The following is a 23,097-nucleotide window of genomic DNA, read 5'->3' as shown; positions in this document are numbered from 1 at the left end:
CGCCGTGCACACTTGAGCCAATCGCGGGCGGGCCAGTTGAGTATCCGCTTCTGCCGGTTTGCTCCCCTCTCCCGCTTGCGGGCGAGGGGCAGGGGGTGAGGGCGGGGGCGTCAAAGGCTGAAGGTAGTGGGCGAAAACCGTTGGCTCCGCTGGATGTGGCGCCTGGCCAGAACACCCCTCACCCCGGCCCTCTCCCCATGAGGGGAGAGGGAGAACACCTTGCTTGGGCTAGCTCGGGCGGTCTTGGAGCACCCAAAACCGCGTTCCTTTTTTAGGCTTCAGAAGCCCACCGCCTGCCCGTCGCGCCGGCTGTCGCTGGCCGCGACGTAGCCCTGTTCCGGATCATCCGACAGGCGCCAGATGAATTGCCCGGAGCCGAAGTCCATGTACGGGTCGTCCACCGACTTGAGCTGGTGGCCGCGCGCCTTCAGGCCCGCGACCGTGGCCGGGTCCATGGTGCCTTCGACGTCCAGCGTGAAGTCGCGATTGACCTTCCAGCGCGGCGCGCAGCAGGCGGCCTGCGGCTGCTGGTTGTAGTCCAGCATGCGCACCACGGTCTGCACATGGCCCTGTGGCTGCATGTCGCCGCCCATCACGCCGAAGCTCATCACCGGCTCGCCGTTCCTGGTCAGGAAGGCCGGGATGATGGTGTGGAACGGACGCTTGCCGCCCGCGACCACGTTGGCGGACCTGGGATCCATCGAGAAGCCCACGCCGCGGTTCTGCAGGCTGATGCCGGTGCCGGGCACCACCACGCCGGAGCCGAAGCCCATGTAGTTCGACTGGATGAACGAGATCATCATGCCGTTCTCGTCCGCCGCGGTCAGGTAGATGGTGCCGCCAACCTTGGGCATGCCGAAGTTGAAATGGGTGGCGCGCTGCATGTCGATCAGCTTGGCGCGTGACTTCAGGTAGGCGTCGTCCAGCATCTGTTCGGGCGTGACCGCCATGCTGCGCGGATCGGCCACGTACTGGTAGAGGTCGGCGAAGGCCAGCTTCATCGCCTCGATCTGCAGGTGCTGCGAGTCGACCGAATCGACCGGGATCGAGGCCAGGTCGAACTGGTCGAGGATGCCCAGCGCGATCAGCGCGGCGATGCCCTGGCCATTGGGCGGGATCTCGTGCAACTCGTAGCCGCGGTAGGACTTGCTGATCGGCTTGACCCAGTCGGGACGGTAGTTGCGCAGGTCGTCGAGCGTCATCGCGCCGCCGCACTGCTGGCTGAAGGCGGCGATCTTCTCGGCGATCGCGCCTTCGTAGTACGCGCGGCCACGCGTGGCGCCGATCTGGCGCAGGGTCTCGGCAGCGTCCTTCATGGTGAATTTCTCGCCGACCGCCGGCGCGCGGCCGTTGGGCATGAAGGTCTCGGCGTAGCCCGGCTGGTCCTTCAGTTCCGGCACGGCGGCGGCCCACTTGTGCGCCACCACCGGCGGCACGGCATAACCGCGCTCGGCGATCTCGATCGCCGGTTCCATCAGGTCGGCGAACGGCAGCTTGCCGAAGCGCTCATGCAGCGCGGCCCAGCCGGCGACCACGCCGGGGACGGTGACCGAATCCCAGCCGCGGACCGGCCGGTTGGCGAGGCCGTTGGCGTCGGTGCCGTATTTAGCCTTGAAGTATTCCGGGCTCCATGCGGCCGGAGCCACGCCCGACGAGTTCAGGCCGTGCAGGGACTTGCCGTCCCACAGGATGGCAAAGGCATCGCTGCCCAGGCCGCACGACACCGGCTCGACGATGGTGATGGCGGCGGCCGCGGCGATGGCGGCGTCGACGGCATTGCCGCCCTTGAGCAGCATGCGCAGGCCGGCCTGCGCGGCCAGCGGATGCGAGGTCGACACCACGTTGCGCGCAAACAGCGGAATGCGCACGGACGGATAGGGGTTGGTCCAGTTGAAGTTCTGCATGGCTATGTCCTTTGTGTTCGGTGCGGCCGTGGCGCTTATTCTGCCGTGATCTTGCGATCCTTGATCAGCTTGCCCCAGCGCGCGCTGTCTTGCTTCACCATGGCGGCGAACTGGGCGGGCGTGCCGCCAACCGGTTCGGCCCCCAGCTTGCCCAGCCGTTCTTTGACCTCGGGCGACTGGATCGCCTTGTTGAACTCGGCGTTGAGGCGGTTGACGATCTCCGCCGGCATGCCCTTGGGCCCGTAGATGCCGAACCAGGTATCGGAGACGAAGCCCGGCAGGCCGGACTCGCTGGCGGTGGGGATTTCCGGCGCCAGCGGCGAGCGCTTCGCGCTGGTAACGGCCAGCGCCTTGAGTTTGCCGTCCTTCACATGCGGCAGCCCCGACACGATGCTGTCGAACAGCACCTGCACCTTGCCCGAGATCAGGTCAGGCACAGCCAGCGCGGTGCCGCGGTAGGGGATGTGGGTGATGAACACGCCCGCTTGCGCCTTGAAGGCCTCGGCGGTCAGGTGCACCACGGTGCCGTTGCCGCTGGAGGCGTAGTTCAGTTCGCCAGGGTGCTTCTTGGCGTAGTCGATCAGTTCGCGCACGTTCTTGACCGGCAGGCTGTTCGGCACCACCAGCAGGTTGGTGGCGATCGCCACCTGGCCGACCGGCGTGAAATCAGCCTCGGTGTTGTACGGCAGCCGGGTGTTGATATACGGCCCGATCGAATGCGTGCTGGTGGTGGCGATCAGCAACGTATAGCCGTCGGGCGCTGCCTTGGCGGCCATGTCTGAGCCGATTGCGCCGCCCGCGCCGGGGCGGTTGTCGACCACGATCTGCTGGCCCATGTTGCTGCCCACCTTCTGCGCGATGGCGCGGGCCAGCAGGTCGGTCGCGCCGCTGGCGGGGAAGGGCACGATCAGGCGGATCGGCTTGCTCGGGTAGGTATCGGCCATTGCGGTGGTGGCGGCCAGGCACAGGCCGATGCCGAGGCCCGTGCCGACGCGGCGCAGCCAGGATGTCATACGTATCTCCGAGATCAGGCGCAGGGCCTTCATTGATGATCGGCCTTCATTATTCCGCGCCTCCGGTCACAAAGAAAGCTAATATTCCTTGCCGATGTCTCAAGAAATTTTTAAGTATCCAACGCCCGCCGGCAGGACGTTTCCCGCCGCATTGGGATGCACCGATGAGCACTGTCCGCTTCCTTCGTACCTTTGTCGCCGTGGCCGAGCACGGCTCTTTCGCCGCCGCGGCCGGGCAGGTGGCGCTGACCCAGGCCGCGGTCAGCTTGCAGATGCGCGCGCTGGAGACCGAGTTGCGCCGGGCGCTGTTCGACCGCAATGGCCGCGTGGCGGTGCTCAATGCGGACGGCCGCGCACTGCTGCCGCAGGCGCGCAGGCTGCTGGCGCTGTATGAAGAGATGCGGCTGCCGCTGGCTTCGGCCGAAGCCATGGCGGGCGCGGTCGCGGTGGGCGCGGTGGTGTCGGTGATGGGCGGGCTGTCGCACGCGGTGGCGCGCATGAAGCGCACCTATCCGGCGCTCGATGTGCGGCTGGTCGGCGCCAAGTCGATCGAACTGGCGGCGCAGGTGGAAGCCGGCGAACTCGACGCCGCCATCCTGGTGGAAGGCTCGGCGCGCGTGCCGGGCACGCTGCGCTGGACGCCGCTGTACCAGGAGCCGCTGGTGGCCATCGCCGCGCGCGGCAGCCCCGGCCGCGATGCGCGCGAGGCGCTGGCGGCCAACCCCTACCTGCGCTTCGACCGCAGCCAGCGCACCGGCGTGCTGGTGGAGCGCGCGCTGCGCCGCGCGCACCTGAAGGTCAATGAATTCCTGGAATTGAACGCGATCGAGGCGCTGGTCGAACTGGTGCGGCAGGAAGTGGGGGTGACCGTGGTGCCGCTGCTGCGGCGCGCGCGCTGGCGCGACGATGACGCATTGCGCGTGCTGCCGCTGCTGGTCAACGGCGAGCCGGTGATGCGCAATATCGGCATGCTGGAGCGGCGCGACCATGCCCGTGGCCAGGTGACGGCGGCGGTGCGGGCGGCCTGCGGCGAACTGTTCGGGGCCTGACTGGTCCCGGCGCCGGACGAAAAAAAGGGCACCTCGCGGTGCCCTTCGTACGGGTTGCCTGCCGGCGCGAGGCCGGCGATATTTCCTGCTTATTCTTCTTGGAAGGCTTCTTCGCGCTTGGCCTTGATCGACGGCAGCGCCACGATCACCACCAGCACCGCGGCGGCGATCAGCAGGCCCATCGACAGCGGCCGCGTCACGAACACGCTGAAGTCACCGCGCGACAGCAGCAGCGAGCGGCGGAAGTTCTCTTCCATCATCGGCCCCAGCACAAAGCCGAGCAGCAGCGGTGCCGGTTCGCAGCGCAGCTTGATGAACAGGTAGCCGATCACGCCGAAGGCGGCGGTCTGGAACACGTCGAAGGTGGTGTTCTGGACCGAGTACACGCCGATGCAGCAGAACGTCAGGATGGCCGGGTACAGGTAGCGGTAGGGCACCTTCAGCAGCTTCACCCAGATGCCGATCAGCGGCAGGTTCAGCACGATCAGCATCAGGTTGCCGATCCACATCGAGGCGATCAGGCCCCAGAACAGGGCCGGGTTGCTGGTCATCACCTGCGGACCCGGCTGGATGTTGTGGATGGTCATCGCACCGACCATCAGCGCCATCACCGCATTGGGCGGGATGCCCAGCGTCAGCAGCGGGATGAACGAGGTCTGCGAGGCCGCGTTGTTGGCCGACTCCGGACCGGCCACGCCTTCGATCGCGCCCTTGCCGAATTCGTGCGAATACTTGGAGGTCTTCTTCTCCAGCGAATACGCAGCAAACGAGGCCAGCGACGCGCCGCCGCCCGGCAAGATGCCCAGCGCCGAGCCCAGCAGGGTGCCACGCAGCACCGCGGGGATCATGCGCTTGAAATCTTCCTTGGTCGGGAACAGGTTGGTGATGTGGTCGGTGAAGGTCTCGCGGTGTTCCTTCTGCTCCAGGTTGGCGATGATTTCGGCAAAGCCGAACACACCCATTGCCACCGAGACGAAGTTCAGGCCGTCGGTCAGTTCCGGCACGTCGAACGAGAAGCGCGCGGCGCCCGAGTTGACGTCGGTGCCGACCAGGCCCAGCAGCAGGCCCAGCACGATCATGGCGATAGCCTTGACCAGCGAACCCGACGCCAGCACCACGGCGCCGATCAGGCCCAGCACCATCAGCGAGAAGTACTCGGCGGGACCGAACTTGAACGCCAGTTCCGACAGCGGCGCGGCAAACGCGGCCAGGATCATGGTGGCGACGCAGCCGGCGAAGAACGAGCCTAGGCCGGCTGTCGCCAGCGCCACCCCCGCTCGCCCTCGTCTTGCCATCTGGTAGCCATCGATGGTGGTCACCACCGACGACGATTCACCAGGCAGGTTCACCAGGATGGCGGTGGTCGAGCCACCATACTGGGCGCCGTAGTAGATACCGGCCAGCATGATCAGCGCGGCCACCGGCGGCAGCGTGTAGGTGACCGGCAGCAGCATGGCGATGGTGGCCAGCGGCCCCAGGCCCGGCAGCACGCCGATCAGGGTACCCAGCACGCAGCCCAGGAAGGCGTACGCGAGGTTCTGGAAGGTCAGGGCGGTGGAGAAGCCCAGGCCCAGGTTGGCGAGTAGTTCCATGTTGGCGGCCTCCTTAGCTTGCCAGGAAAGCCGGCCACACCGGCATCTGCAGGTTGATGCCGTACACGAACGCGCCCAGGCTGATCAGCACCAGGATGATCGAGTTCAGGATGGCACCCTTCCAGCTGAATTCATGGCTGGCCATCGACGACACCAGCACCAGCACCAGCACCGACAGCACCATGCCCAGCGGCTTGAGCAGCAGGCCGAACAGCACCACCGAACCGAGGATCCACAGCAGCGTCTTGATGTCCCAGCGGGCCAGGCTGTCTTCTTCCGCTTTGGAAGACAGCGAGCCAAACAGCACCAGCGCGCCCAGCAGGGCGAGCACGATGCCGAGCCAGAACGGGAAGTATCCCGGTCCCATTTTTGCGGCGGTTCCCATGGAATAACCGCGTGCGACCCAGGAAAAGCCGAATCCGACCAGGATGAACATCAGGCCGGAGGCAAAGTCCTTTTGGCTACGTATGCGCAAAGTGAATCTCCTCGATAAGACAGCTTGAAATCTGCGGCAGGCCTCTTTCTTGCCTCTGTTGCGACGCAACATTACGGCGTTTTCCGACGGCCTGCCGGCGGGCAGGGTGGAAGGTAAGGGTGCGACCTTTCAGCTACCTTTCAGATGTCTGCAAATGGGGTCATGGTTCGGGTATCCCCTAGTGAAAGTGCGCTGAAAAGTGCTGCTGTGCCAGGCTGCAGGCGGCCTGGCGGGTGGCAGCCCAGGGCCGTGCGCTATCATCGGGAACCGTCTTGCGCGCGGCGGCGGCCGCCACGGCCCAAGGGGCCTGAAAGGTTCCGAAAGCCTCTGAAAACGAAAGCTTCCGCAAGCGAATTCCCAGGCAACACAAGGAGCGGTTTGGAAAGCATCGACCATGTCATCCTGCTTGGCGCCGTCGTGATGTCGCTGGGCATCGTGCTGGGCGCGTTCTCGGCGCGTTTCGGCGTGCCGTTCCTGCTGGTGTTCCTGGCCGTGGGCATGCTGGCCGGCGTGGACGGCCCGGGCGGCATCCGCTTTTCCGATACCTGGCTCAGCTTCCTGGTGGGCAACCTGGCGCTGGCCATCATCCTCCTCGACGGCGGGCTGCGCACGCGTCTGGCCACCTTCCGCGTGGCGCTCAAGCCCTCGCTGTCGCTGGCCACGGTCGGGGTGCTGGTGACCGCCGCGCTGGTGGGGATCTTCGCCGCCTGGCTGCTCGGCATCGACTGGCGGCTGGGGCTGCTGCTGGGCGCCATCGTCGGCTCGACCGATGCCGCTGCGGTGTTCTCGACGCTCAACAGCAGCGGCATCCGGCTCAAGGACCGGGTCGCCAGCGTGCTCGAGATCGAATCCGGCATCAACGACCCGATGGCCATCTTCCTGACGCTGACGCTGATCGAATGGCTGACCGCGCCCGGCGGCCTGACGCCGCTGGGGCTGGTGCTGCGCCTGCTGGTGCAGTTCGGCGTGGGTGGCGTGCTGGGCCTGGCGCTCGGCTATTGCCTGGCCAATGTGCTGGAGCGCACGCGGGTGGCCGAGGGGCTGCAGTCGATCCTGCTGTGCTCGGGCGGCGCGATGGTGTTTGCGATCGTGCAGACCGCCGGGGGCAGCGGCTTCCTGGCGGTGTACCTGACCGGCATGCTGATCGGCAACCGCGAGCGCGCCGTCACCGCCGACACCATGCGCGCCATGGACGGCATGGCGTGGCTGGCGCAGTCGGCCATGTTTTTGTTGCTGGGGCTGCTGGTAGCTCCGCACCGGATCTGGGAAGTCGCCGGCCCCGGGGTGGCGGTGGCAGCGTTCCTGATCCTGGTGGCGCGGCCAGTGGCGGTGTGGCTGGCGCTGCTGCCGTTCCGCTTCAATGCGCGCGAGACCGGCTTTATCGCCTGGATGGGGCTGCGCGGCGCGGTGCCGATCGTGCTGGCGCTGTTCCCGCTGCTGCGCGAGGTGCCGCAGTCAGGCCTGCTGTTCCGCATTGCCTTTGCGGTGGTGCTGGCCAGCCTGCTGATCCAGGGCACCACCGTGTCGGTGGCGGCACGGCTGGCGCGCGTGCTGCGCCCCGGCTACCCGGAGCCGCTGGCGCGTTCGCGCCTGCGCGGCACGCGCGCGCCGATACTCGAGGTGATGCAGTTCGAGGTTGGCCCCAATGCGCCGGTCGAGAACGTGCGCGCCGACCAACTGGAACTGCCGCCGCGCTGCCGGCTGATGACGGTGGCGCGCGAAGATGCGCTGGCCGACCCCGGCCAGACCGTATTGCGCGCAGGCGACTCGGTCTGCGTGCTGGGGCCGACCACCTCCTTGGCGGTGCTGTCGGCGTTGTTCCAGACGCCGGGCCGGGCGCCCACTTGGGAACAGGCGTCGCACGATTTCCTGCTGTCCGGCGACGCGCCGCTGCGCGACGTGGCCGCGCTCTACGGCACGCGCGAGCTGACCCCAGAGGAGGCGCCATTGACGCTGGAAAGCGCGATGCAGCGCGTGTTCACGTCACCGCCGGTGGAGGGCGACAGCATCGAGATCGCCGGCCTGCCACTGACGGTAACGCGCATGGAAGGCGCGCAGATCCTGCAGGTGGGACTGCTGCTGCCACGGCTGGAGGGGGATTCGGGCGGGAAGTTGTGGCTGCGGCGGCGCCGGGAGGAAGCGCGCCGCGAGCGCGTTTGACCCGCGCGGTTTGCTCACCTCTGCCGCTTGCGGGAGCGGTGCAGCCGGTGAGGGTGGAGGGTCAAAGGCTGGGGGCGGCGGGTAATACCGTTGCCCTTGCTTGATGGGGGGCCTGGCTGAACCACCCCTCACCCCGGCCCTCTCCCCGTGAGGGGAGAGGGAGAACACCTTGCCTGGGCCAGTTCGGGCGGCTTGGGAGCACCAAAAGCGTTGGGGCTGCGTGGGTTTGTGGTTAGTCGACCTTTGCGCCCGACACCTTCACGATCTGCGCGTACTTCTTCAGTTCCTTCTGGATCAGCGCCGCGAACTGCTCCGGCGTGGTCGGCGCTGGCTGCGCCCCGATGCGGGCCAGGCGGGCCTTCATGTCGTCGGTCTTCAGGATCGCGACGATCTCGTGGTTCAGTTTCTCCACGATCTCGCGCGGCGTGTTGGCCGGGGCGAACACGCCGAACCACGTCGAGATGTCGAAGCCTTCCAGCCCCAGCCCCTTGCCGGCCTCGGCAATGGTCGGCAGGTCCGGGAAGGACGCGGCGCGGCCGGCGGTGGTGACGGCGAAGGCCTTGAGCTTGCCCGCCTTGATATTGGCCGACGCCGAGGCCAGGTTGTCGAAGATCAGGTCGGTCTGGCCCGACAGCACCGACAGCTGCGCCGGCGAGGCCCCGTTGTAGGGGATATGGACCATGCTGACCTTCGCCATGCTCTTGAACAGCTCGCCCGACAGGTGGCCGGCGCTGCCGTTGCCGCCCGAGGCGTAGTCCAGCTTGCCTGGGTTCTTGCGCGCGTACGCGACCAGGTCGCGCACGTTGTTGATATGCAGCTCGGCGGCCTTGCCCGGATGCATCACCAGCACGTTGGGCACGTCGGCAACCAGCGTGATCGGCGCAAAATCCTTGACCGGGTCGTACGGCATCTTGCTGAACAGCGTCGGGTTGATGGCATGCGTGGCCACCGCCCCCATGACGATGGTGTAGCCGTCGGCGGGCTGCTTGGCGACATAGTCTGCACCCAGGTTGCCGCCGGCCCCCGGCTTGTTTTCCACCACCACGGGCTGGCCCAGGCTGTCGCGCAGCTTGTCGCCGATGGCGCGCGCAACGGTGTCGAGCGGGCCGCCGGCGGGGTACGGCACCACGAAGCGGACGGGCTTGGTGGGATAAGCGTTAGTGGCCGCCATGGCGGGCATCAGCGCCGCGGTCAGCGCGGCGGCAAGCAGTTTCTTCAGCATGTTGCGGATGGCAGAGGGATTGGGATTCTTAGCGGGCCCCGATGCCGCGCGCCATCATCACGGCGCACAGCGGCAGCAGGATCACCAGGTGCGATTCGATCATGACCCAGCGCCGCGCCGCCTTGATCTCGGACGGCGGCGGCACGTAATCGGGCAGCTTGCGCGCCTGCTTGCGCCAGCGCGTGATGGCAAAGGTCGGCGGCAGCGAGCACAGCGCGATCAGCACGAACACGCCCATCTTGGCGTGGAACCACGGGTTGTGCAGGTAAAAGTCGACGCCCTTGGCGCCGTAGAACAGACGCAGCAGGCCGGTCGCCAGCGCCAGCATCGCCGAGAGGAAATAGAACAGGTCGTACAGCGACAGGCGCCGCACCGTGGCCGGGTTGAGGTCCGGGCGCAGCGCCACGGCCTCGGCGGCCATCAGCGTGATCAGGACAAAGATCGCAAGGAAATGCAGGAAGGCCAGGATGGCGTCGGTCAGCATGGGTTCTCCTTTGCTTTGCGCAGGCCCGCGCGGGTGGCGCGAGCCCGGGGAAAGTACTTCAGTCGGGACTGAACTTCCGGAAAGCGCCTGCGGCAAGGCATGCCTGCAGCAGGCAGGAGGAGAATCTTACAGCACACCTTTTGCGCGAAGTGCGGCGATCTGCGCGGCGCTGTAGCCCAAGGCCCCGGCCAGCACCGCGTCGGTGTGCTCGCCCAGCAGCGGCGGGTGGCGCAGCGCCTGCGGCGGCGTCGCGCTCATCTTGATCGGGCTGCCGACCAGCTTGACTTCGCCCGCGCTGGGGTGCGGCAGGTCCACGCGCAACCCGCGCGCCTTGACCTGGTCGTCTTCGAACACGTCGTCCAGCGTGTTGATCGGTCCGCACGGCACGCCGGCCGCTTCCAGGTCGCGGATCCATTGCGCGCGGGTGCGTGGGCGCACCATCTCGGCCAGGATCGGCACCAGCACGTCGCGGTTGGCCACGCGCTGCGGATTTTTGGCAAAGCGCGGGTCGTCAGCCAGTTCGGGCTTGCCGCCGTCGGTGACGAACTTGCGGAACTGCCCGTCGTTGCCCACCGCGACGATGATCCAGCCGTCGGCGGCCTGGAAGGTCTGGTACGGCACGATGTTGGGATGCGCATTGCCCCAGCGGCGCGGCGCCTCGCCGCTGGCCAGGTAGTTGGTGTTCATGTTGGCCAGCATCGCCACCTGCACGTCGAGCAGCGCCATGTCGATGTACTGGCCCTCGCCGGTGCGGTCGCGGTGCGCCAGCGCCGCCAGCACGGCGATGGTGGCGTACTGGCCGGTCATCAGGTCGGAAATCGCCACGCCGGCCTTCTGCGGGCCGCCGCCGGGCAGGTCGTCGCGCTCGCCGGTCAGGCTCATGAAGCCGCCCATGCCCTGGATGATGAAGTCATAGCCAGGGCGCGCGGCGTACGGGCCGGTCTGGCCGAAACCAGTGACCGAGCAGTAGATCAGGTCGGGCTTGACCTGCCTGAGCGAGTCATAGTCCAGGCCATATTTCTTCAGTTGGCCGACCTTGTAGTTCTCCAGCACCACGTCGCTCTGCGCGGCCAGGTCGCGCACGATCTGCTGGCCTTCCGGCGTGCTGATGTCGCACGTGACCGAGCGCTTGTTGCGGTTGGCGGCCAGATAATAGGCGGCCTCGGCGGTGTCGCGGCCGTCTTCGTCCTTGAGCCAGGGCGGACCCCAGGTGCGGGTGTCGTCGCCGGCGCCGGGACGCTCGATCTTGATCACGTCGGCGCCGAAGTCGGCAAGGTTCTGGGCGCACCACGGCCCGGCGAGGACGCGGGTCAGGTCGAGGACGCGGAGATGGCTTAAGGCTCCCATGGCGGTATTCGAGGCAGAGGGTGAGGCGGGAATCGGGTCCGGAATGCGGGCGCTCGGGGGCGCCCCCCCGAAAGGGGAGCGCGGGTTGGCTGCACTGTACCACCGGCAAAGCGCTGGCGCTGTTATAAGTGCTTTATGCTGCTCTCGAAGTGACGGGATTCAGGGCGATAGCCGGCCGCTTCCCGGGCGCCTTGGCTGACGTGCCCGACGACCTGCCTTGCCCGTATAATCAACGGTTTGCAAATCCCATACTGATTCGTCGCGCCCGGCCACGCCAGGGCAAGCGTCCGCCATCCCATGAAAGTCTCAGACATTCGCAGCAAGTTCCTGCAGTTCTTCGAATCGAAGGGCCATACCGTGGTCCGCTCGTCCAGCCTGGTGCCGGCGAACGACCCGACGCTGCTGTTCACCAATTCCGGCATGGTGCAGTTCAAGGACGTGTTCCTGGGCACCGACAAGCGACCGTACACCCGCGCCACGTCGTCGCAGCGCTCGGTGCGCGCCGGCGGCAAGCACAATGATCTGGAGAACGTCGGCTACACCGCGCGCCACCATACGTTCTTCGAGATGCTGGGCAACTTCTCGTTTGGCGACTACTTCAAGCGCGAGGCGATCCAGTACGCATGGGAACTGCTGACCAAGACCTACCAGCTGCCGGCCGAGAAACTGTGGGTGACGGTCTACGCGGAAGACGACGAGGCCTACGACATCTGGGCCAAGGAAGTGGGCGTGCCGACCGAGCGCATCGTGCGCATCGGCGACAACAAGGGCGCGCGCTACGCCTCGGACAACTTCTGGCAGATGGCCGACACCGGCCCGTGCGGCCCGTGCTCGGAAATCTTCTACGACCACGGCCCGGACGTGTGGGGCGGCCCGCCGGGATCGCCCGAGGAAGACGGCGACCGCTACATCGAGATCTGGAACCTGGTGTTCATGCAGTTCAACCGCGACGAGCAGGGCAACATGACGCCGCTGCCCAAGCCGTGCGTGGACACCGGCATGGGCCTGGAGCGCATCGCCGCGGTGCTGCAGCACGTGCACAGCAACTATGAGATCGACCTGTTCCAGGCACTGATCAAGGCCGCCGCGCGCGAGACCCATATCGACAACCTGAACCAGAACTCGCTGAAGGTCATCGCCGACCATATCCGCGCGTGCGCGTTCCTGATCGTCGACGGCGTGATCCCGGGCAACGAAGGCCGCGGCTATGTGCTGCGCCGGATCATCCGCCGCGCCATCCGCCACGGCTACAAGCTGGGCCGGAAGACCCCGTTCTTCCACAAGCTGGTGCCGGACCTGGTCGCGCAGATGGGCCAGGCCTATCCGGAACTGGCCGACGCCCAGTCGCGCGTGACCGAAGTGCTGAAGGCCGAGGAAGAGCGCTTCTTCGAGACCATCGAGAACGGCATGTCCATCCTCGATGCCGCGCTGGCCGAGCTCAAGCTCAAGGGCGGCAAGACGCTCGATGGCGAGCTCGCCTTCAAGCTGCACGATACCTTCGGCTTCCCGCTGGACCTGACCCAGGACGTGTGCCGCGAGCAGGAAATCGCCGTCGACGAGGCTGCCTTCGACGCCGCCATGAACCGCCAGCGCGAGCAGGCGCGCGCCGCCGGCAAGTTCAAGATGGCCGCCGGCCTGGAATACTCGGGCGACAAGACCGTGTTCCACGGCTATGAGAAGCTGGAACTGCCGCAGGCCAAGGTCACCGCGCTGTATGTGGACGGTGCCGCGGTCGACGCCATGCAGCCGGGCCAGACCGGCGTGGTGGTGCTGGACCACACCCCGTTCTACGCCGAGTCCGGCGGCCAGGCCGGCGACCAGGGCCTGCTGAAGTCTGGCAGCGCGGTGTTTGCCGTGGCCGACACCACCAAGATCCAGGCCGACGTGTTCGGCCACCAGGGCACGCTGCAGGGCGGCGCGCTCAAGGTCGGCGATGCGGTCTCGGCGCAGGTGGATGCGCTGCGCCGTGCGCGCACCGTGCGCAACCACTCGGCCACCCACCTGATGCACAAGGCGCTGCGCGAAGTGCTGGGCAGCCACGTGCAGCAGAAGGGCTCGCTGGTCGATGCGGACAAGACCCGCTTCGACTTCTCGCACAACGCCGCGCTGACCGACGCACAGATCCGCCAGGTCGAAGAGATCGTCAACGCCGAGATCCTGCGTAACGAAGACACGCACGCGGAAGTCATGCCGTTCGACGACGCGGTCAAGAGCGGCGCGATGGCGCTGTTCGGCGAGAAGTACGCCGACGACGTGCGCGTGCTGTCGATCGGCACCTCGAAGGAACTGTGCGGCGGCACCCATGTGCACCGCACCGGCGATATCGGCCTGTTCAAGATCGTGATGGAAGGCGGCGTCGCCGCCGGCATCCGCCGCGTCGAAGCCATCACCGGCGACAACGCGCTGCATTACCTGCAGGGCCTGGATGCGAAGCTGAACGAAGCCGCCGCCGTGCTCAAGGCGCAGCCGTCGGAACTGGTGCCGCGCATCGGCCAGGTGCAGGACCAGGTGCGCGCGCTGGAGAAGGAGCTGGAGCGCCTGAAGAGCAAGCTGGCCGCGTCGCAGGGCGACGAGCTGGCGGCGCAGGCGGTCGACGTGAAGGGCCTGAAGGTGCTGGCCGCGCAGCTGGATGGCGCCGACGTCAAGACCCTGCGCGAGACCATGGACAAGCTCAAGGACAAGCTGCAGAGCGCCGCCATCGTGCTGGGTGCGGTGGCCGACGGCAAGGTCAGCCTGATCGCCGGCGTCACCGCCGATGCCACGGCCAGGGTCAAGGCCGGCGAGCTGGTCAACTTTGTCGCCCAGCAGGTGGGCGGCAAGGGCGGCGGCCGTCCCGACATGGCGCAGGCCGGCGGCACCGAGCCGGCCAAGCTGCCGCAGGCGCTGGCGGGTGTCAGCGAATGGGTGGCAGGCAAGGTCTGATCGGCCGAGGGTTTGCTTCCCTCTCCCGCTTGCGGGAGAGGGAAGCAAACATCAGGCCGGCTTGACGTTGTCACCAGAGCAAAAAGGGCGCCGCGGCGCCCTTTTTGCTTTTTTACTTTTCCGGCGTGCCCTTGCCGCTGCCCAGCACCGTCAGTAACTCCATCGGCAGCGGAAACACGATCGTCGAACTCTTGTCGCCGGCGATCTGCGTCAACGTCTGCATATAGCGCAACTGCATCGCCTGCGGCTGGCGCGCCAGCATCTGCGCGGCTTCCAGCAGTTTCTCGGAAGCCTGCAGTTCGCCCTCGGCATGGATCACCTTGGCGCGCCGCTCGCGTTCGGCCTCGGCCTGGCGGGCAATCGCGCGGATCATGGTCTCGTTCAGGTCGACGTGCTTGATCTCGACGTTCGAGACCTTGATGCCCCAGCCGTCGGTCTGCGCGTCCAGCGCCTGCTGGATATCGAGGTTGAGCTTCTCGCGCTCGGCCAGCATCTCGTCCAGTTCATGCTTGCCCAGCACCGAGCGCAGCGTGGTCTGCGCCAGCTGGCTGGTGGCTTCGAGGAAGTTCGCCACCTGGATGATGGCGCGCTCCGGATCGACCACGCGGAAATACACCACCGCATTGACCTTGACCGAGACGTTGTCGCGCGAGATCACGTCCTGCGGCGGCACGTCCATCACCACTGTGCGCAGGTCGACCCTGACCATCTGCTGCACCGCCGGGATCAGCAGCACCAGGCCCGGGCCCTTGACCCGCCAGAAGCGCCCGAGCATGAACACCACGCCGCGTTCGTATTCGCGCAACACGCGGAACGACATGATGACCAGCAGTGCCAGCAGGAAGATCACGCCGCCGAAGCTGAATCCGTAGACCATGGTCAGGCTCCCTTGTCTGGAGTCGGTTGGGATGGAGAGGCAGGAACCAGCGGGGCGCTGCCGGCGGCGACCACGTCAAGCACCAGCCCATGGCGGGCGGTAACCACCACCGGCGTGCCGCGCGCCAGCGGGGTGGCGCTGCGCACGCGCCAGGTTTCTCCGCGCAACGTGGCCCAGCCTTCCTCGCGCAGGTCGTCCAGCAGTTCGCCGCGGGCGCCGACCAGCGTGTCGGCACCGCTGACCACCGGGCGCCTGCGCGAGCGCACCAGCATCGCCGACATGCCGAACACGAACACCGCCGACAGCGCCGACATCGCCGCCACCATCGGCAGCGGCACACCGAAGCCGGGCACGTCGGTGTCGATCAGCATCACCGCGCCGAAGGCGAAGGCGATGATGCCGCCGACCCCGAGCGCGCCGAAGGTCGGCAGGAACAGCTCCGCCACCATGCAGCCGATGCCCAGCGCGACCAGCGCCAGCCCGGCGTAGTTCACCGGCAGCATGTGCAGCGCGAACAGCGCCACCAGCAGGCAGATCGCGCCGGCAATGCCGGGCACCACCATGCCTGGCGTGGAGAACTCGAAGATCAGTCCGTAGATGCCGATCATCATCAGCAGCAGCGCCACGCTGGGCTCGGTGATCACCGCCAGGAAACGGCTGCGCCAGTCGGGCTCCAGCGTCACTACCGGCGCATTGGCGGTATGCAGCACGCTGGCCTTGCCGCCAGCGGCGGTGAGCTTGCGGCCCTCGGCCTGTCGCAGCAGCGCGGGCAGGTCGGGGGCGACCAGGTCGACCACGCGCTGGGCCAGTGCTTCGTCCGCCGACAGGCTGACCGATTCGCGTACCGCGCGCTCGGCCCATTCGGCATTGCGTCCGCGCAGCTGCGCCAGGCCGCGGATATAGGCCGAGGCATCGTGCACCTGCTTGCGCGCCATGGTATCGCCTGACGCGGGCTCGCTGGCCGGCGCCGAGGCGGGGCGGGCGCCAGGCACGGACTCAGGCTTCTGCGGCCCGCCGATGCCGACTTGCACCGGCGTGGCCGCGCCCAGATTGGTGCCGGGCGCCATCGCCGCGATATGGCTGGCGTAGAGGATGTAGGTGCCCGCGCTGGCCGCGCGCGCCCCGCCGGGATAGACATAGCTGGCCACCGGCACCGGCGAGGCCAGGATCGCCTGGATGATCTCGCGCATCGACGCGTCGAGCCCGCCGGGGGTGTCCATCTCGAGCACCACCAGCTGCGCGCCGGCCTCGCGGGCCCGTGCCATGCCGCGCAGGATAAAGCTGGCGCTGGCGGGGCCGACTGCCCCCTTCAAGGGGATCACGTAGACCGGCGCGGTGGCAGTGGCGGTGCCCTTGGGCGGCGCCGCGATGCCGCTGCCGCCGACGGCGAGCGCGCAGCATGCCAGCGCCAGGCTGGACAGCAGCCGGAAGACCCGCAGCAACGCGGTGGCAGGGTTCATGGCAGGGCGAGGCACGCAAGGTGCCGTGGTGGCGCCACTTCAAGTGTAGGCCACCGGGCACATCTTGCACGCTGTGTGCCCGACCGGCAGCTCAGGCCGCCGCCAGCGCGGGACCGGTGGTACCGGGAGACCCCGGCGACAGGTTGGGCAGGGCATCGACCAGCGCATGCAGCGCGGCGCTGGCCATCGACGGCTGCCAGGCCAGCAGCGTGCGCACGCGGCCCGCCGCGCCCAGGCCGTGCTGGCGGATCGCGGGCAAGTCCCGGTACAGGCCCAGCACCGAGCGCGGCACGATCGCCGCGCCGATGCCGGCCGCCACGCAGGTGACGATGGCATGGTAAGAGCTGAGCTGCAGCACGCGCGGCGTCGGCGCCACGCCGGTCCCGTACCAGCTTTCCAGCCGCGCACGGTAGTTGCAGCCGGGCTCGAACGCCAGCAGTGTCGGCACTTCCAGGTCCGCCGCGGCGCGCACCGGGCGATGGTGCGCGCGCGTGATCACCACCAGTTCTTCCTCGAACACCGGCACCGCGCGCAGCGCCGGGTCGGCCAGCGGCTCGGCCACGAAGGCGCAATCGACCTCGAAGCGCGCCAGCGCATCGAAGGCCTGCCGCGTGGCCAGCGTCACCAGTTCCAGCTGCACCTCGGGCCACGCCTGGTGATACGCGGCCAGCACCTCGGGCAGGCGGCTCGCGGCGGTGCTTTCCATCGAGGCAATGCGCAGCCGGCCGTGCGGGCGCGCCGGCAACACCGCCTGGCGCGCTTCGTCGGTCAGGGTCAGGATGCGGCAGGCGTAGTCGAACAAGGTCTGGCCGGAAGGCGTCAGCACCATGCGCCGGCCGTCGCGCACGAACAGGTCGACGCCGAGCGACTGTTCCAGCTGGCGGATGCGGGTGGTCACATTGGACTGGACCCGGTGCAGCCGCTCGGCCGCGCGGGTGATGCCGCCGGCTTCGACCACGGCGCGAAAAATCTCGAGGGCGGCAAGATCCATGAGGGGCCTCCGGTTATTTCCATCTCAAGACAAGATGCATGGCATCTTGATAATTCATTTTTCGGGATGTCGGTGCCAGCGTAGCATACAGGGATCGCAATGCAACGGCTGCCCCCGCGGCCCCTCATCATGCCGACGCCCCAAAGCCTGGAGCCCGATCACCCTGTCGCGCCGGTGGCCGCCGCCACGCCTGCGCGCCGGCAAGCCGGCCCGGTTGCGGTGGCGATGGGCGGCCTGGTGTCGCTGGCGGTGGTGATGGGCATTGGCCGTTTCGCCTTTACACCGCTGCTGCCGATGATGTTGCGTGACGGCACCGTCACGCTGCAGCAGGGCGGCTGTCTGGCCACGGTGAACTACATCGGCTATTTCCTCGGTGCCGCGGCGTGCATGTTTATCCGGCCTGATCCGGTACGCATGGTGCGCTGGGGCCTGGTGGCCACGGTACTGCTGACGCTGGGCATGGCCTTGCCGGGCGGCATGCCGGCGTGGTCGCTGTGGCGCGCCGCCGCGGGCGTGGCCAGCGCCGTGGTGATGGTCTACACCGCCGGCTGGTGCCTGCAGCGGCTGGCCGAGCAGGGCCAGCCCGAACTGGCCGGGCTGATCTTCTGCGGCCCGGGCCTGGGCATCGTGGTCACCGGGCTGGGCGCGTCGGGCATGGTCGGCGCGGGCTGGCATGCGGACCATGGCTGGCTGGCATTCACCGCGCTGGCGGTGGTGCTGGTGGCGGCGGTCTGGCGCGTCTTCATCGCGCGGCCCGCCGTGGCGGCTTCGGCATCGGCACCGTCCCCGGAGACCGCCGCTGCCGGCGCCGCGCGGCTCGACGCCCAGACCTGGGTGCTGACCCTTGCCTATGGCCTGGCCGGTTTTGGCTACATCATCACGGCGACCTTCCTGCCCGTGATCGCGCGTGAAGCGTTACCCGGCACGGTGTGGGCCGACCTGTTCTGGCCGATCTTCGGCGCGGGCGTGGCGGTGGGCGCGTTCCTGGCGACGCGGATCGGCATGGCGCACGACAACCGCAAACTGCTGGCGCTGCTGTACGGCATGCAGGCGCTGGGCGTGGCGATCGCGGTGGTGTTTCCGAGCGTGGCCGGCTTCGCCGTCAGCAGCCTGCTGGCGGGGCTGCCCTTCACCGCGCTGGTGGCGTTTGCGATGCGCGAGGCGCGGCGGCTGTGGGGACCGCATGCACCGCGCCTGATGGGCCTGATGACTGCGTCCTACGGCCTCGGCCAGATCGCCGGCCCGCCGCTGGCAACCGCGCTGGTGGCGCGCACCGGCGGCTTTGCCGCATCCCTGGCATGCGCCGCGGCGGCGCTGGCGCTGGGGGCGCTGGTGTTCGCGTGGATGCGCCGGGCCTGGCCGCTGGCAGCACCCTGAGCGCCACCGTGAGGCCGGGCGCCAAGGTGCGCTAAAGTATTGCCTTTGCCGCCCGGCGCCACGCGCGCGGTTGCGCGCCCGCCGTGCAGCCCGCGGCGCCGCACAGAAGGCCGGGGCCGTACCCGGCACGCCAGACCGGGCGGCGCAGGAGCGACCCCATGTCTTTTGCCTTGCAGCCCGCGCGCGCCGCGGGCGCTTCCCATCCCGTGTCCGCCGAAGAGCAGCGCGTGCGCGTCGACCTGGCGGCCGCCTATCGCCTGGCCGCGCGCGAGGGATGGGATGACCTGATCTACACCCATATCTCGGCCACGGTGCCGGGCGAGCCGGATCACTTCCTGATCAATCCGTTCGGCTTTGCCTTCGACGAGATCCGCGCCAGCGACCTGGTCAAAATCAACGGCCGCGGCGAAGTCGTCGGCGACACCGTGCACCCGGTCAACGTGACCGGCTTTGCGCTGCACGCCGCGGTGCATGCGGCACGCTCCGACGCGATGTGCGTGATGCACCTGCATAACACCGCCGGCATTGCGGTCTCGGCACAGGCGGCGGGGCTGCTGCCGCTGTCGCAGCACGCCATGCGTTTCCATGGGCGCATCGCCTACCACGATTACGAGGGCCTGGCCTTCACCCCGCCCGAGGGCGCGCGGCTGACCGCATCGCTGGGCACGCATCCGGCCATGCTGTTGCGCAACCACGGCACGCTGACGGTCGGTCGCACCGTGGCCGAGGCCTATGTGCTGATGGCGACCCTGATCAAGGCCTGCGAAGTCCAGATCGCGGCGCAGGCTGGCGGCGCACTGGTGCAGCCTGGCGCCGCCGTGGCGGACAAGACTTCCGAGCAGCTCTATGACGATGGCGCCGTCGAGGGCGTGCTGGAATGGCCCGCGCTGCTGCGCAAACTGGATAGAATCGATCCTTCCTACCGGGACTGAAGGGGGTAAAGGTATCCCCACCGGACGACAACAATCAACACAGCACAGGAGCAATGTATGCCGACTTTCCACGTCGAAATGTTCGAAGGCCGCACCATCGAGCAGAAGCGCAAGTTTGTCGAGGCAGTGACCCGCGTCAGCTGCGAAACGCTGGGCTGCTCGCCGTCGGCGGTCGACATCATCATCACCGACATCAAGCGCGAAAACTGGGCCACCGGCGGCGAGCTGTGGGCCGACAAGAAGTAAAGCACCCGGCCGCCTCATACTGAACACCATGCAGCACTTCGCCTCCGACAACTACGCCGGCTTCTGCCCGGAATCGCTCAAGTATTTCCTGGAAGCCAACGGCAGTGGCCATGAACAGGCCTACGGCGACGATAGCTGGACGCAGAAGGTGTGCGACCGCATCCGCGACCTGTTCCAGACCGATTGCGAAGTGTTCTTCGTGTTCAACGGCACCGCGGCCAACTCGCTGGCCCTGTCGGCGCTGTGCCAGTCGTACCACTCGGTGATCTGCCACGAACTGGCGCATATCGAGACCGATGAATGCGGCGGGCCGGAGTTCTTTTCCAACGGCTCCAAGCTGCTCACCGCACCCGGCGAGCACGGCAAGCTTACGCCCGACGCGGTCGAGGCGCTGGTCACGCGCCGCGCCGACATCCATTACCCCAAGCCCAAGGTGGTGTCGCTGACGCAGTCGACCGAAGTCGGCACCGTCTACAGCGTGGAAGAGGTGCGCGCGATCGCCGCCATCGCCAAGCGCCGGCAGTTGCGCGTGCATATGGACGGCGCGCGCTTTGCCAACGCGGTGGCGTCGCTGGGTGTGCATCCTTCCGAAATCACCTGGCGCGCGGGCGTCGACGTGCTGTGCTTTGGCGGCACCAAGAACGGGCTGCCGGTGGGCGAGGCGGTGGTGTTCTTCGATCGCCGCCTGGCCGAGGACTTTGCCTACCGCGTCAAGCAGGCCGGGCAGCTGGCGTCGAAGATGCGCTTTATCTCGGCGCCGTGGCTGGGCTTGCTCGAGAACGACGTGTGGCTCGCCAACGCGCGCCATGCCAATGCGATGGCGCAGCTGCTGCAGCAGCGCATCCGTGAGATTCCGGGCGTTCGCATCATGTTCCCGACACAGTCCAATGCCGTGTTCGCCGAACTGCCGCTGCCGGCGATCGAAGCGCTGCGCGCCAGGGGCTGGCGCTTCTATACCTTTATCGGCGCTGGCGGCTGCCGTTTCATGTGTTCATGGGACCTGCAGCCGCAGACGGTCGAGGCGCTGGCCGCCGACATGCGCGCCGCGTGCGGCGCCTGACCGGCGCACCATACCTATAACGACGAGACACCATCAGGAGCCCCCATGCCATACCGATTCTGCCCGCAGTGCGGCGCGCCGCTCGAGGTGCTGCCGCTGTCCGGGCGCGAACGCCATGCCTGCGTGCAGCAGGAATGCGGCTTCGTGCACTGGAACAACCCGCTGCCGGTGCTGGCGGCGGTGGTCGAGTACCAGGACAAGCTGCTGCTGGCGCGCAACGCGGCGTGGCCCGAGAAGATGTTTGCGCTGGTGACGGGCTTCCTGGAGCGCGACGAGCCGCCCGAGCTGGGCGTGGCGCGCGAACTGAAGGAAGAGACCAACCTCGATACCGAGTCGGTCGCGCTGATCGGCGTCTACGAATTCATGCGCAAGAACGAGCTGATCATCGCCTATCACGTCAAGGCGACCGGTACCGTCGAACTGTCCGAGGAACTGGCCGAGTACAAGCTGGTGGCGCCCGAGGACGTGCGCGTATGGACGGCCGGCACCGGCTTTGCGGTGGCCGACTGGCTGGCCGCGCGCGGCTACCCGGTGCGCTTCTTCGACCGCCAGAGCGGCGCCGACATTCCGGACCCGCGCCGCCCCCATGACTTCAGCCAGGTCGGGGCTTCGCTACAATACCGCTGGTAAGGCCGGTGTTCCCACCGGCCTCCCGCCCCCAGGCATCAAAGGAAGAGACGAATGGAGTTCCAGAAAGAAGTGGATGCGCGCGGCCTGAACTGCCCGCTGCCGATCCTGCGCACCAAGAAGGCCCTGGCCGACATGGCCAGCGGCGACGTGCTCAAGGTGCTGGCCACCGATCCCGGCGCCACGCGCGATTTCCAGGCCTTTGCCAAGCAGACCGGCAATGAGCTGCTGTCGCACTCGGAAGTGGACAAGGTGTTCGTGTTCTATATGCGCCGCCGCTAAGGCGCGGCCATCGGGCTCCGCACCGGGCGGGCCCGGACGAAGAAAAAGCCGCTTGAAGCGGCTTTTTCTTCGTCCGGCATGTGCCGGTCAGCGGGCGGTCAACGGCCGATGCCGGTCAGGTGCTCGCGCGATTCCAGGTAGGCGCTGAAATCGGTGCCGACTTCGGGGTGCTTCAGCGCGAACTCCACGGTTGCCTTCAGGTAGCCCAGCTTGCTGCCGCAGTCATAGCGGCGGCCCTGGTAGCGGTACGCCAGCACCTGTTCCTGGCCGAGCAGTGACTGGATTGCGTCGGTCAGCTGCAGCTCGCCGCCGGCGCCGGGCTTCAGTTCGCGCAGGTGGTCGAAGATGCGTGGCGTCAGGATGTAGCGCCCGACCACGCCGAGGTTGGACGGCGCGTCTTCCGGTGCCGGCTTCTCGACGATGCCCGAGACCTTGATCACATCCTCGTCCCACTCGCGGCCATCGATCACACCGTAGGAGCGGCTCTGGTCGGGGGTGATTTCCTCGACGCCCAGCACTGAGCAGTTGTAGTGGTTGAAGGCATCGACCATCTGCTTCATCACCGGCGGCTTGCCGTCGATCAGGTCATCGGCCAGCATCACCGCGAACGGGGTATCGCCGACCAGCTTGGCCGCGCACAGCACCGCGTGGCCCAGGCCCAGCGCTTCAGGCTGGCGCACGTAGTAGCACTCCACGTTGGCCGGCTTGATCGAGCGCACCACGTCCAGCAGCGCCTGCTTGTTCTTGGCCTCGAGTTCGACCTCCAGTTCGAAGGCCTTGTCGAAATGGTCCTCGATCGCGCGCTTGGAGCGGCCGGTGACAAAGATCATCTCGGTAATGCCGGCGGCCATGGCTTCTTCCACGGCGTACTGGATCAGCGGCTTGTCCACCACCGGAAGCATTTCCTTGGGGCTGGCCTTGGTGGCTGGCAGGAAGCGGGTGCCCAGGCCCGCAACCGGGAACACAGCCTTGGTGACGCGATTTTCCATATCAGGTGTACCTCTCAGATTCCAGTCCATAACCCTGCCAGCCAGCATGGGCGCCGTCTGTCCGGTTCTGTCCGACGATGTCGCACAG

At 67.5% G+C, this 23,097-nt stretch carries 20 protein-coding genes; 9 read left to right on the top strand and 11 right to left on the bottom strand.

Annotated elements, in window-relative coordinates:
- Positions 1-278 precede the first annotated feature (278 nt).
- Positions 279-1,904, bottom strand: coding sequence for a gamma-glutamyltransferase (gene ggt / locus E5S69_RS18205; protein ID WP_171516041.1), 1,626 nt, complete (start codon positions 1,902-1,904; stop codon positions 279-281).
- Between the two features lie 35 nt (positions 1,905-1,939).
- Entirely contained in the window at positions 1,940-2,917 is a 978-nt protein-coding gene (locus E5S69_RS18200) for a Bug family tripartite tricarboxylate transporter substrate binding protein (RefSeq protein ID WP_171516040.1), read from the bottom strand.
- 164 nt (positions 2,918-3,081) lie between these two features.
- Here E5S69_RS18200 and E5S69_RS18195 point away from each other — a divergent pair, with 164 nt between their 5' ends.
- Positions 3,082-3,966: a LysR substrate-binding domain-containing protein gene (locus tag E5S69_RS18195; protein ID WP_171516039.1), complete on the top strand. Its 885-nt coding sequence runs from the start codon at positions 3,082-3,084 to the stop codon at positions 3,964-3,966.
- 89 nt (positions 3,967-4,055) lie between these two features.
- On the opposite strand, the gene E5S69_RS18190 is transcribed toward E5S69_RS18195, so the two are convergent.
- Both E5S69_RS18190 and E5S69_RS18185 read right to left on the bottom strand, forming a co-directional pair.
- Positions 4,056-5,558, bottom strand: coding sequence for a tripartite tricarboxylate transporter permease (locus E5S69_RS18190; RefSeq protein WP_171516038.1), 1,503 nt, complete (start codon positions 5,556-5,558; stop codon positions 4,056-4,058).
- Between the two features lie 13 nt (positions 5,559-5,571).
- Positions 5,572-6,033 carry a tripartite tricarboxylate transporter TctB family protein gene (locus E5S69_RS18185; RefSeq protein WP_171516037.1) on the bottom strand — a complete coding sequence of 154 codons (462 nt, stop codon included), beginning with the start codon at positions 6,031-6,033 and terminating at the stop codon, positions 5,572-5,574.
- 378 nt (positions 6,034-6,411) lie between these two features.
- Between E5S69_RS18185 and E5S69_RS18180 the strand changes: the two genes are divergently transcribed.
- Complete coding sequence (locus tag E5S69_RS18180) at positions 6,412-8,193, top strand: potassium/proton antiporter (protein WP_171516036.1); 1,782 nt, start codon at positions 6,412-6,414, stop codon at positions 8,191-8,193.
- A gap of 232 nt (positions 8,194-8,425) precedes the next feature.
- On the opposite strand, the gene E5S69_RS18175 is transcribed toward E5S69_RS18180, so the two are convergent.
- The 3 genes from E5S69_RS18175 to E5S69_RS18165 all read right to left on the bottom strand — a co-directional run bounded on the left by E5S69_RS18175 (position 8,426) and on the right by E5S69_RS18165 (position 11,246).
- The gene (locus E5S69_RS18175; protein WP_171516035.1) at positions 8,426-9,415 is read right to left on the bottom strand and encodes a Bug family tripartite tricarboxylate transporter substrate binding protein; all 990 of its coding nucleotides are present in this window, start codon (positions 9,413-9,415) and stop codon (positions 8,426-8,428) included.
- Positions 9,416-9,443: 28 nt separating this feature from the next.
- Complete coding sequence (locus E5S69_RS18170; protein WP_171516034.1) at positions 9,444-9,899, bottom strand: DUF2214 family protein; 456 nt, start codon at positions 9,897-9,899, stop codon at positions 9,444-9,446.
- 126 nt (positions 9,900-10,025) lie between these two features.
- Positions 10,026-11,246: a CaiB/BaiF CoA transferase family protein gene (locus tag E5S69_RS18165; protein WP_171516033.1), complete on the bottom strand. Its 1,221-nt coding sequence runs from the start codon at positions 11,244-11,246 to the stop codon at positions 10,026-10,028.
- Between the two features lie 297 nt (positions 11,247-11,543).
- Between E5S69_RS18165 and alaS the strand changes: the two genes are divergently transcribed.
- Entirely contained in the window at positions 11,544-14,168 is a 2,625-nt protein-coding gene (alaS, locus tag E5S69_RS18160) for an alanine--tRNA ligase (protein WP_171516032.1), read from the top strand.
- Between the two features lie 112 nt (positions 14,169-14,280).
- Here the strand turns inward: alaS and E5S69_RS18155 are convergent, their stop codons facing one another.
- The 3 genes from E5S69_RS18155 to E5S69_RS18145 form a co-directional block, all read right to left on the bottom strand.
- Positions 14,281-15,045, bottom strand: coding sequence for a slipin family protein (locus E5S69_RS18155; protein WP_171516031.1), 765 nt, complete (start codon positions 15,043-15,045; stop codon positions 14,281-14,283).
- Between the two features lie 2 nt (positions 15,046-15,047).
- Positions 15,048-16,505, bottom strand: a complete 1,458-nt coding sequence (locus E5S69_RS18150; RefSeq protein ID WP_171516030.1) for an NfeD family protein — start codon at positions 16,503-16,505, stop codon at positions 15,048-15,050.
- 91 nt (positions 16,506-16,596) lie between these two features.
- Complete coding sequence (locus E5S69_RS18145; RefSeq protein ID WP_171516029.1) at positions 16,597-17,496, bottom strand: LysR family transcriptional regulator; 900 nt, start codon at positions 17,494-17,496, stop codon at positions 16,597-16,599.
- Positions 17,497-17,625: 129 nt separating this feature from the next.
- On the opposite strand from E5S69_RS18145, the gene E5S69_RS18140 reads away from it, so the two are divergent.
- The 6 genes from E5S69_RS18140 (at position 17,626) to E5S69_RS18115 (ending at position 22,020) form a co-directional block, all read left to right on the top strand.
- Entirely contained in the window at positions 17,626-18,873 is a 1,248-nt protein-coding gene (locus E5S69_RS18140; protein ID WP_171516028.1) for a YbfB/YjiJ family MFS transporter, read from the top strand.
- A 158-nt stretch (positions 18,874-19,031) separates the two neighbouring features.
- Positions 19,032-19,805, top strand: coding sequence for a class II aldolase/adducin family protein (locus tag E5S69_RS18135; protein ID WP_171516027.1), 774 nt, complete (start codon positions 19,032-19,034; stop codon positions 19,803-19,805).
- Between the two features lie 57 nt (positions 19,806-19,862).
- Entirely contained in the window at positions 19,863-20,051 is a 189-nt protein-coding gene (locus tag E5S69_RS18130) for a 4-oxalocrotonate tautomerase (RefSeq protein ID WP_111521985.1), read from the top strand.
- A gap of 28 nt (positions 20,052-20,079) precedes the next feature.
- On the top strand, positions 20,080-21,111 hold the full coding sequence (locus E5S69_RS18125) for a threonine aldolase family protein (RefSeq protein WP_171516026.1): 1,032 nt from the start codon (positions 20,080-20,082) through the stop codon (positions 21,109-21,111).
- Between the two features lie 45 nt (positions 21,112-21,156).
- The gene (locus tag E5S69_RS18120; protein ID WP_171516025.1) at positions 21,157-21,741 is read left to right on the top strand and encodes an NUDIX domain-containing protein; all 585 of its coding nucleotides are present in this window, start codon (positions 21,157-21,159) and stop codon (positions 21,739-21,741) included.
- Between the two features lie 51 nt (positions 21,742-21,792).
- A complete protein-coding gene (locus E5S69_RS18115; RefSeq protein ID WP_010813669.1) occupies positions 21,793-22,020 on the top strand; it encodes a sulfurtransferase TusA family protein in 228 nt (75 codons plus the stop codon).
- A 98-nt stretch (positions 22,021-22,118) separates the two neighbouring features.
- Here the strand turns inward: E5S69_RS18115 and galU are convergent, their stop codons facing one another.
- Complete coding sequence (gene galU / locus E5S69_RS18110) at positions 22,119-23,009, bottom strand: UTP--glucose-1-phosphate uridylyltransferase GalU (protein WP_171516024.1); 891 nt, start codon at positions 23,007-23,009, stop codon at positions 22,119-22,121.
- Between the last annotated feature and the right edge of the window lie 88 nt (positions 23,010-23,097).

Origin of the sequence: Cupriavidus necator, from assembly GCF_013141915.1 — a bacterium.
GTDB lineage: Bacteria > Pseudomonadota > Gammaproteobacteria > Burkholderiales > Burkholderiaceae > Cupriavidus > Cupriavidus necator_B.
This window is presented reverse-complemented; position numbering and strand designations above follow the sequence as displayed.

Bases quoted from the DNA above. Each gene is read 5' to 3' on its own strand.
- E5S69_RS18115 (WP_010813669.1), top strand. From the start codon at position 21,793: ATGGAGTTCCAGAAAGAAGTGGATGCGCGCGGCCTGAACTGCCCGCTG.
- galU (WP_171516024.1), bottom strand. From the start codon at position 23,009: ATGGAAAATCGCGTCACCAAGGCTGTGTTCCCGGTTGCGGGCCTGGGC.
- E5S69_RS18200 (WP_171516040.1), bottom strand. From the start codon at position 2,917: ATGACATCCTGGCTGCGCCGCGTCGGCACGGGCCTCGGCATCGGCCTG.
- E5S69_RS18130 (WP_111521985.1), top strand. From the start codon at position 19,863: ATGCCGACTTTCCACGTCGAAATGTTCGAAGGCCGCACCATCGAGCAG.
- E5S69_RS18120 (WP_171516025.1), top strand. From the start codon at position 21,157: ATGCCATACCGATTCTGCCCGCAGTGCGGCGCGCCGCTCGAGGTGCTG.
- E5S69_RS18140 (WP_171516028.1), top strand. From the start codon at position 17,626: ATGCCGACGCCCCAAAGCCTGGAGCCCGATCACCCTGTCGCGCCGGTG.
- E5S69_RS18150 (WP_171516030.1), bottom strand. From the start codon at position 16,505: ATGAACCCTGCCACCGCGTTGCTGCGGGTCTTCCGGCTGCTGTCCAGC.
- E5S69_RS18170 (WP_171516034.1), bottom strand. From the start codon at position 9,899: ATGCTGACCGACGCCATCCTGGCCTTCCTGCATTTCCTTGCGATCTTT.
- E5S69_RS18195 (WP_171516039.1), top strand. From the start codon at position 3,082: ATGAGCACTGTCCGCTTCCTTCGTACCTTTGTCGCCGTGGCCGAGCAC.
- E5S69_RS18135 (WP_171516027.1), top strand. From the start codon at position 19,032: ATGTCTTTTGCCTTGCAGCCCGCGCGCGCCGCGGGCGCTTCCCATCCC.
- ggt (WP_171516041.1), bottom strand. From the start codon at position 1,904: ATGCAGAACTTCAACTGGACCAACCCCTATCCGTCCGTGCGCATTCCG.
- E5S69_RS18125 (WP_171516026.1), top strand. From the start codon at position 20,080: ATGCAGCACTTCGCCTCCGACAACTACGCCGGCTTCTGCCCGGAATCG.
- E5S69_RS18175 (WP_171516035.1), bottom strand. From the start codon at position 9,415: ATGCTGAAGAAACTGCTTGCCGCCGCGCTGACCGCGGCGCTGATGCCC.
- E5S69_RS18145 (WP_171516029.1), bottom strand. From the start codon at position 17,496: ATGGATCTTGCCGCCCTCGAGATTTTTCGCGCCGTGGTCGAAGCCGGC.
- E5S69_RS18155 (WP_171516031.1), bottom strand. From the start codon at position 15,045: ATGGTCTACGGATTCAGCTTCGGCGGCGTGATCTTCCTGCTGGCACTG.
- E5S69_RS18190 (WP_171516038.1), bottom strand. From the start codon at position 5,558: ATGGAACTACTCGCCAACCTGGGCCTGGGCTTCTCCACCGCCCTGACC.
- alaS (WP_171516032.1), top strand. From the start codon at position 11,544: ATGAAAGTCTCAGACATTCGCAGCAAGTTCCTGCAGTTCTTCGAATCG.
- E5S69_RS18165 (WP_171516033.1), bottom strand. From the start codon at position 11,246: ATGGGAGCCTTAAGCCATCTCCGCGTCCTCGACCTGACCCGCGTCCTC.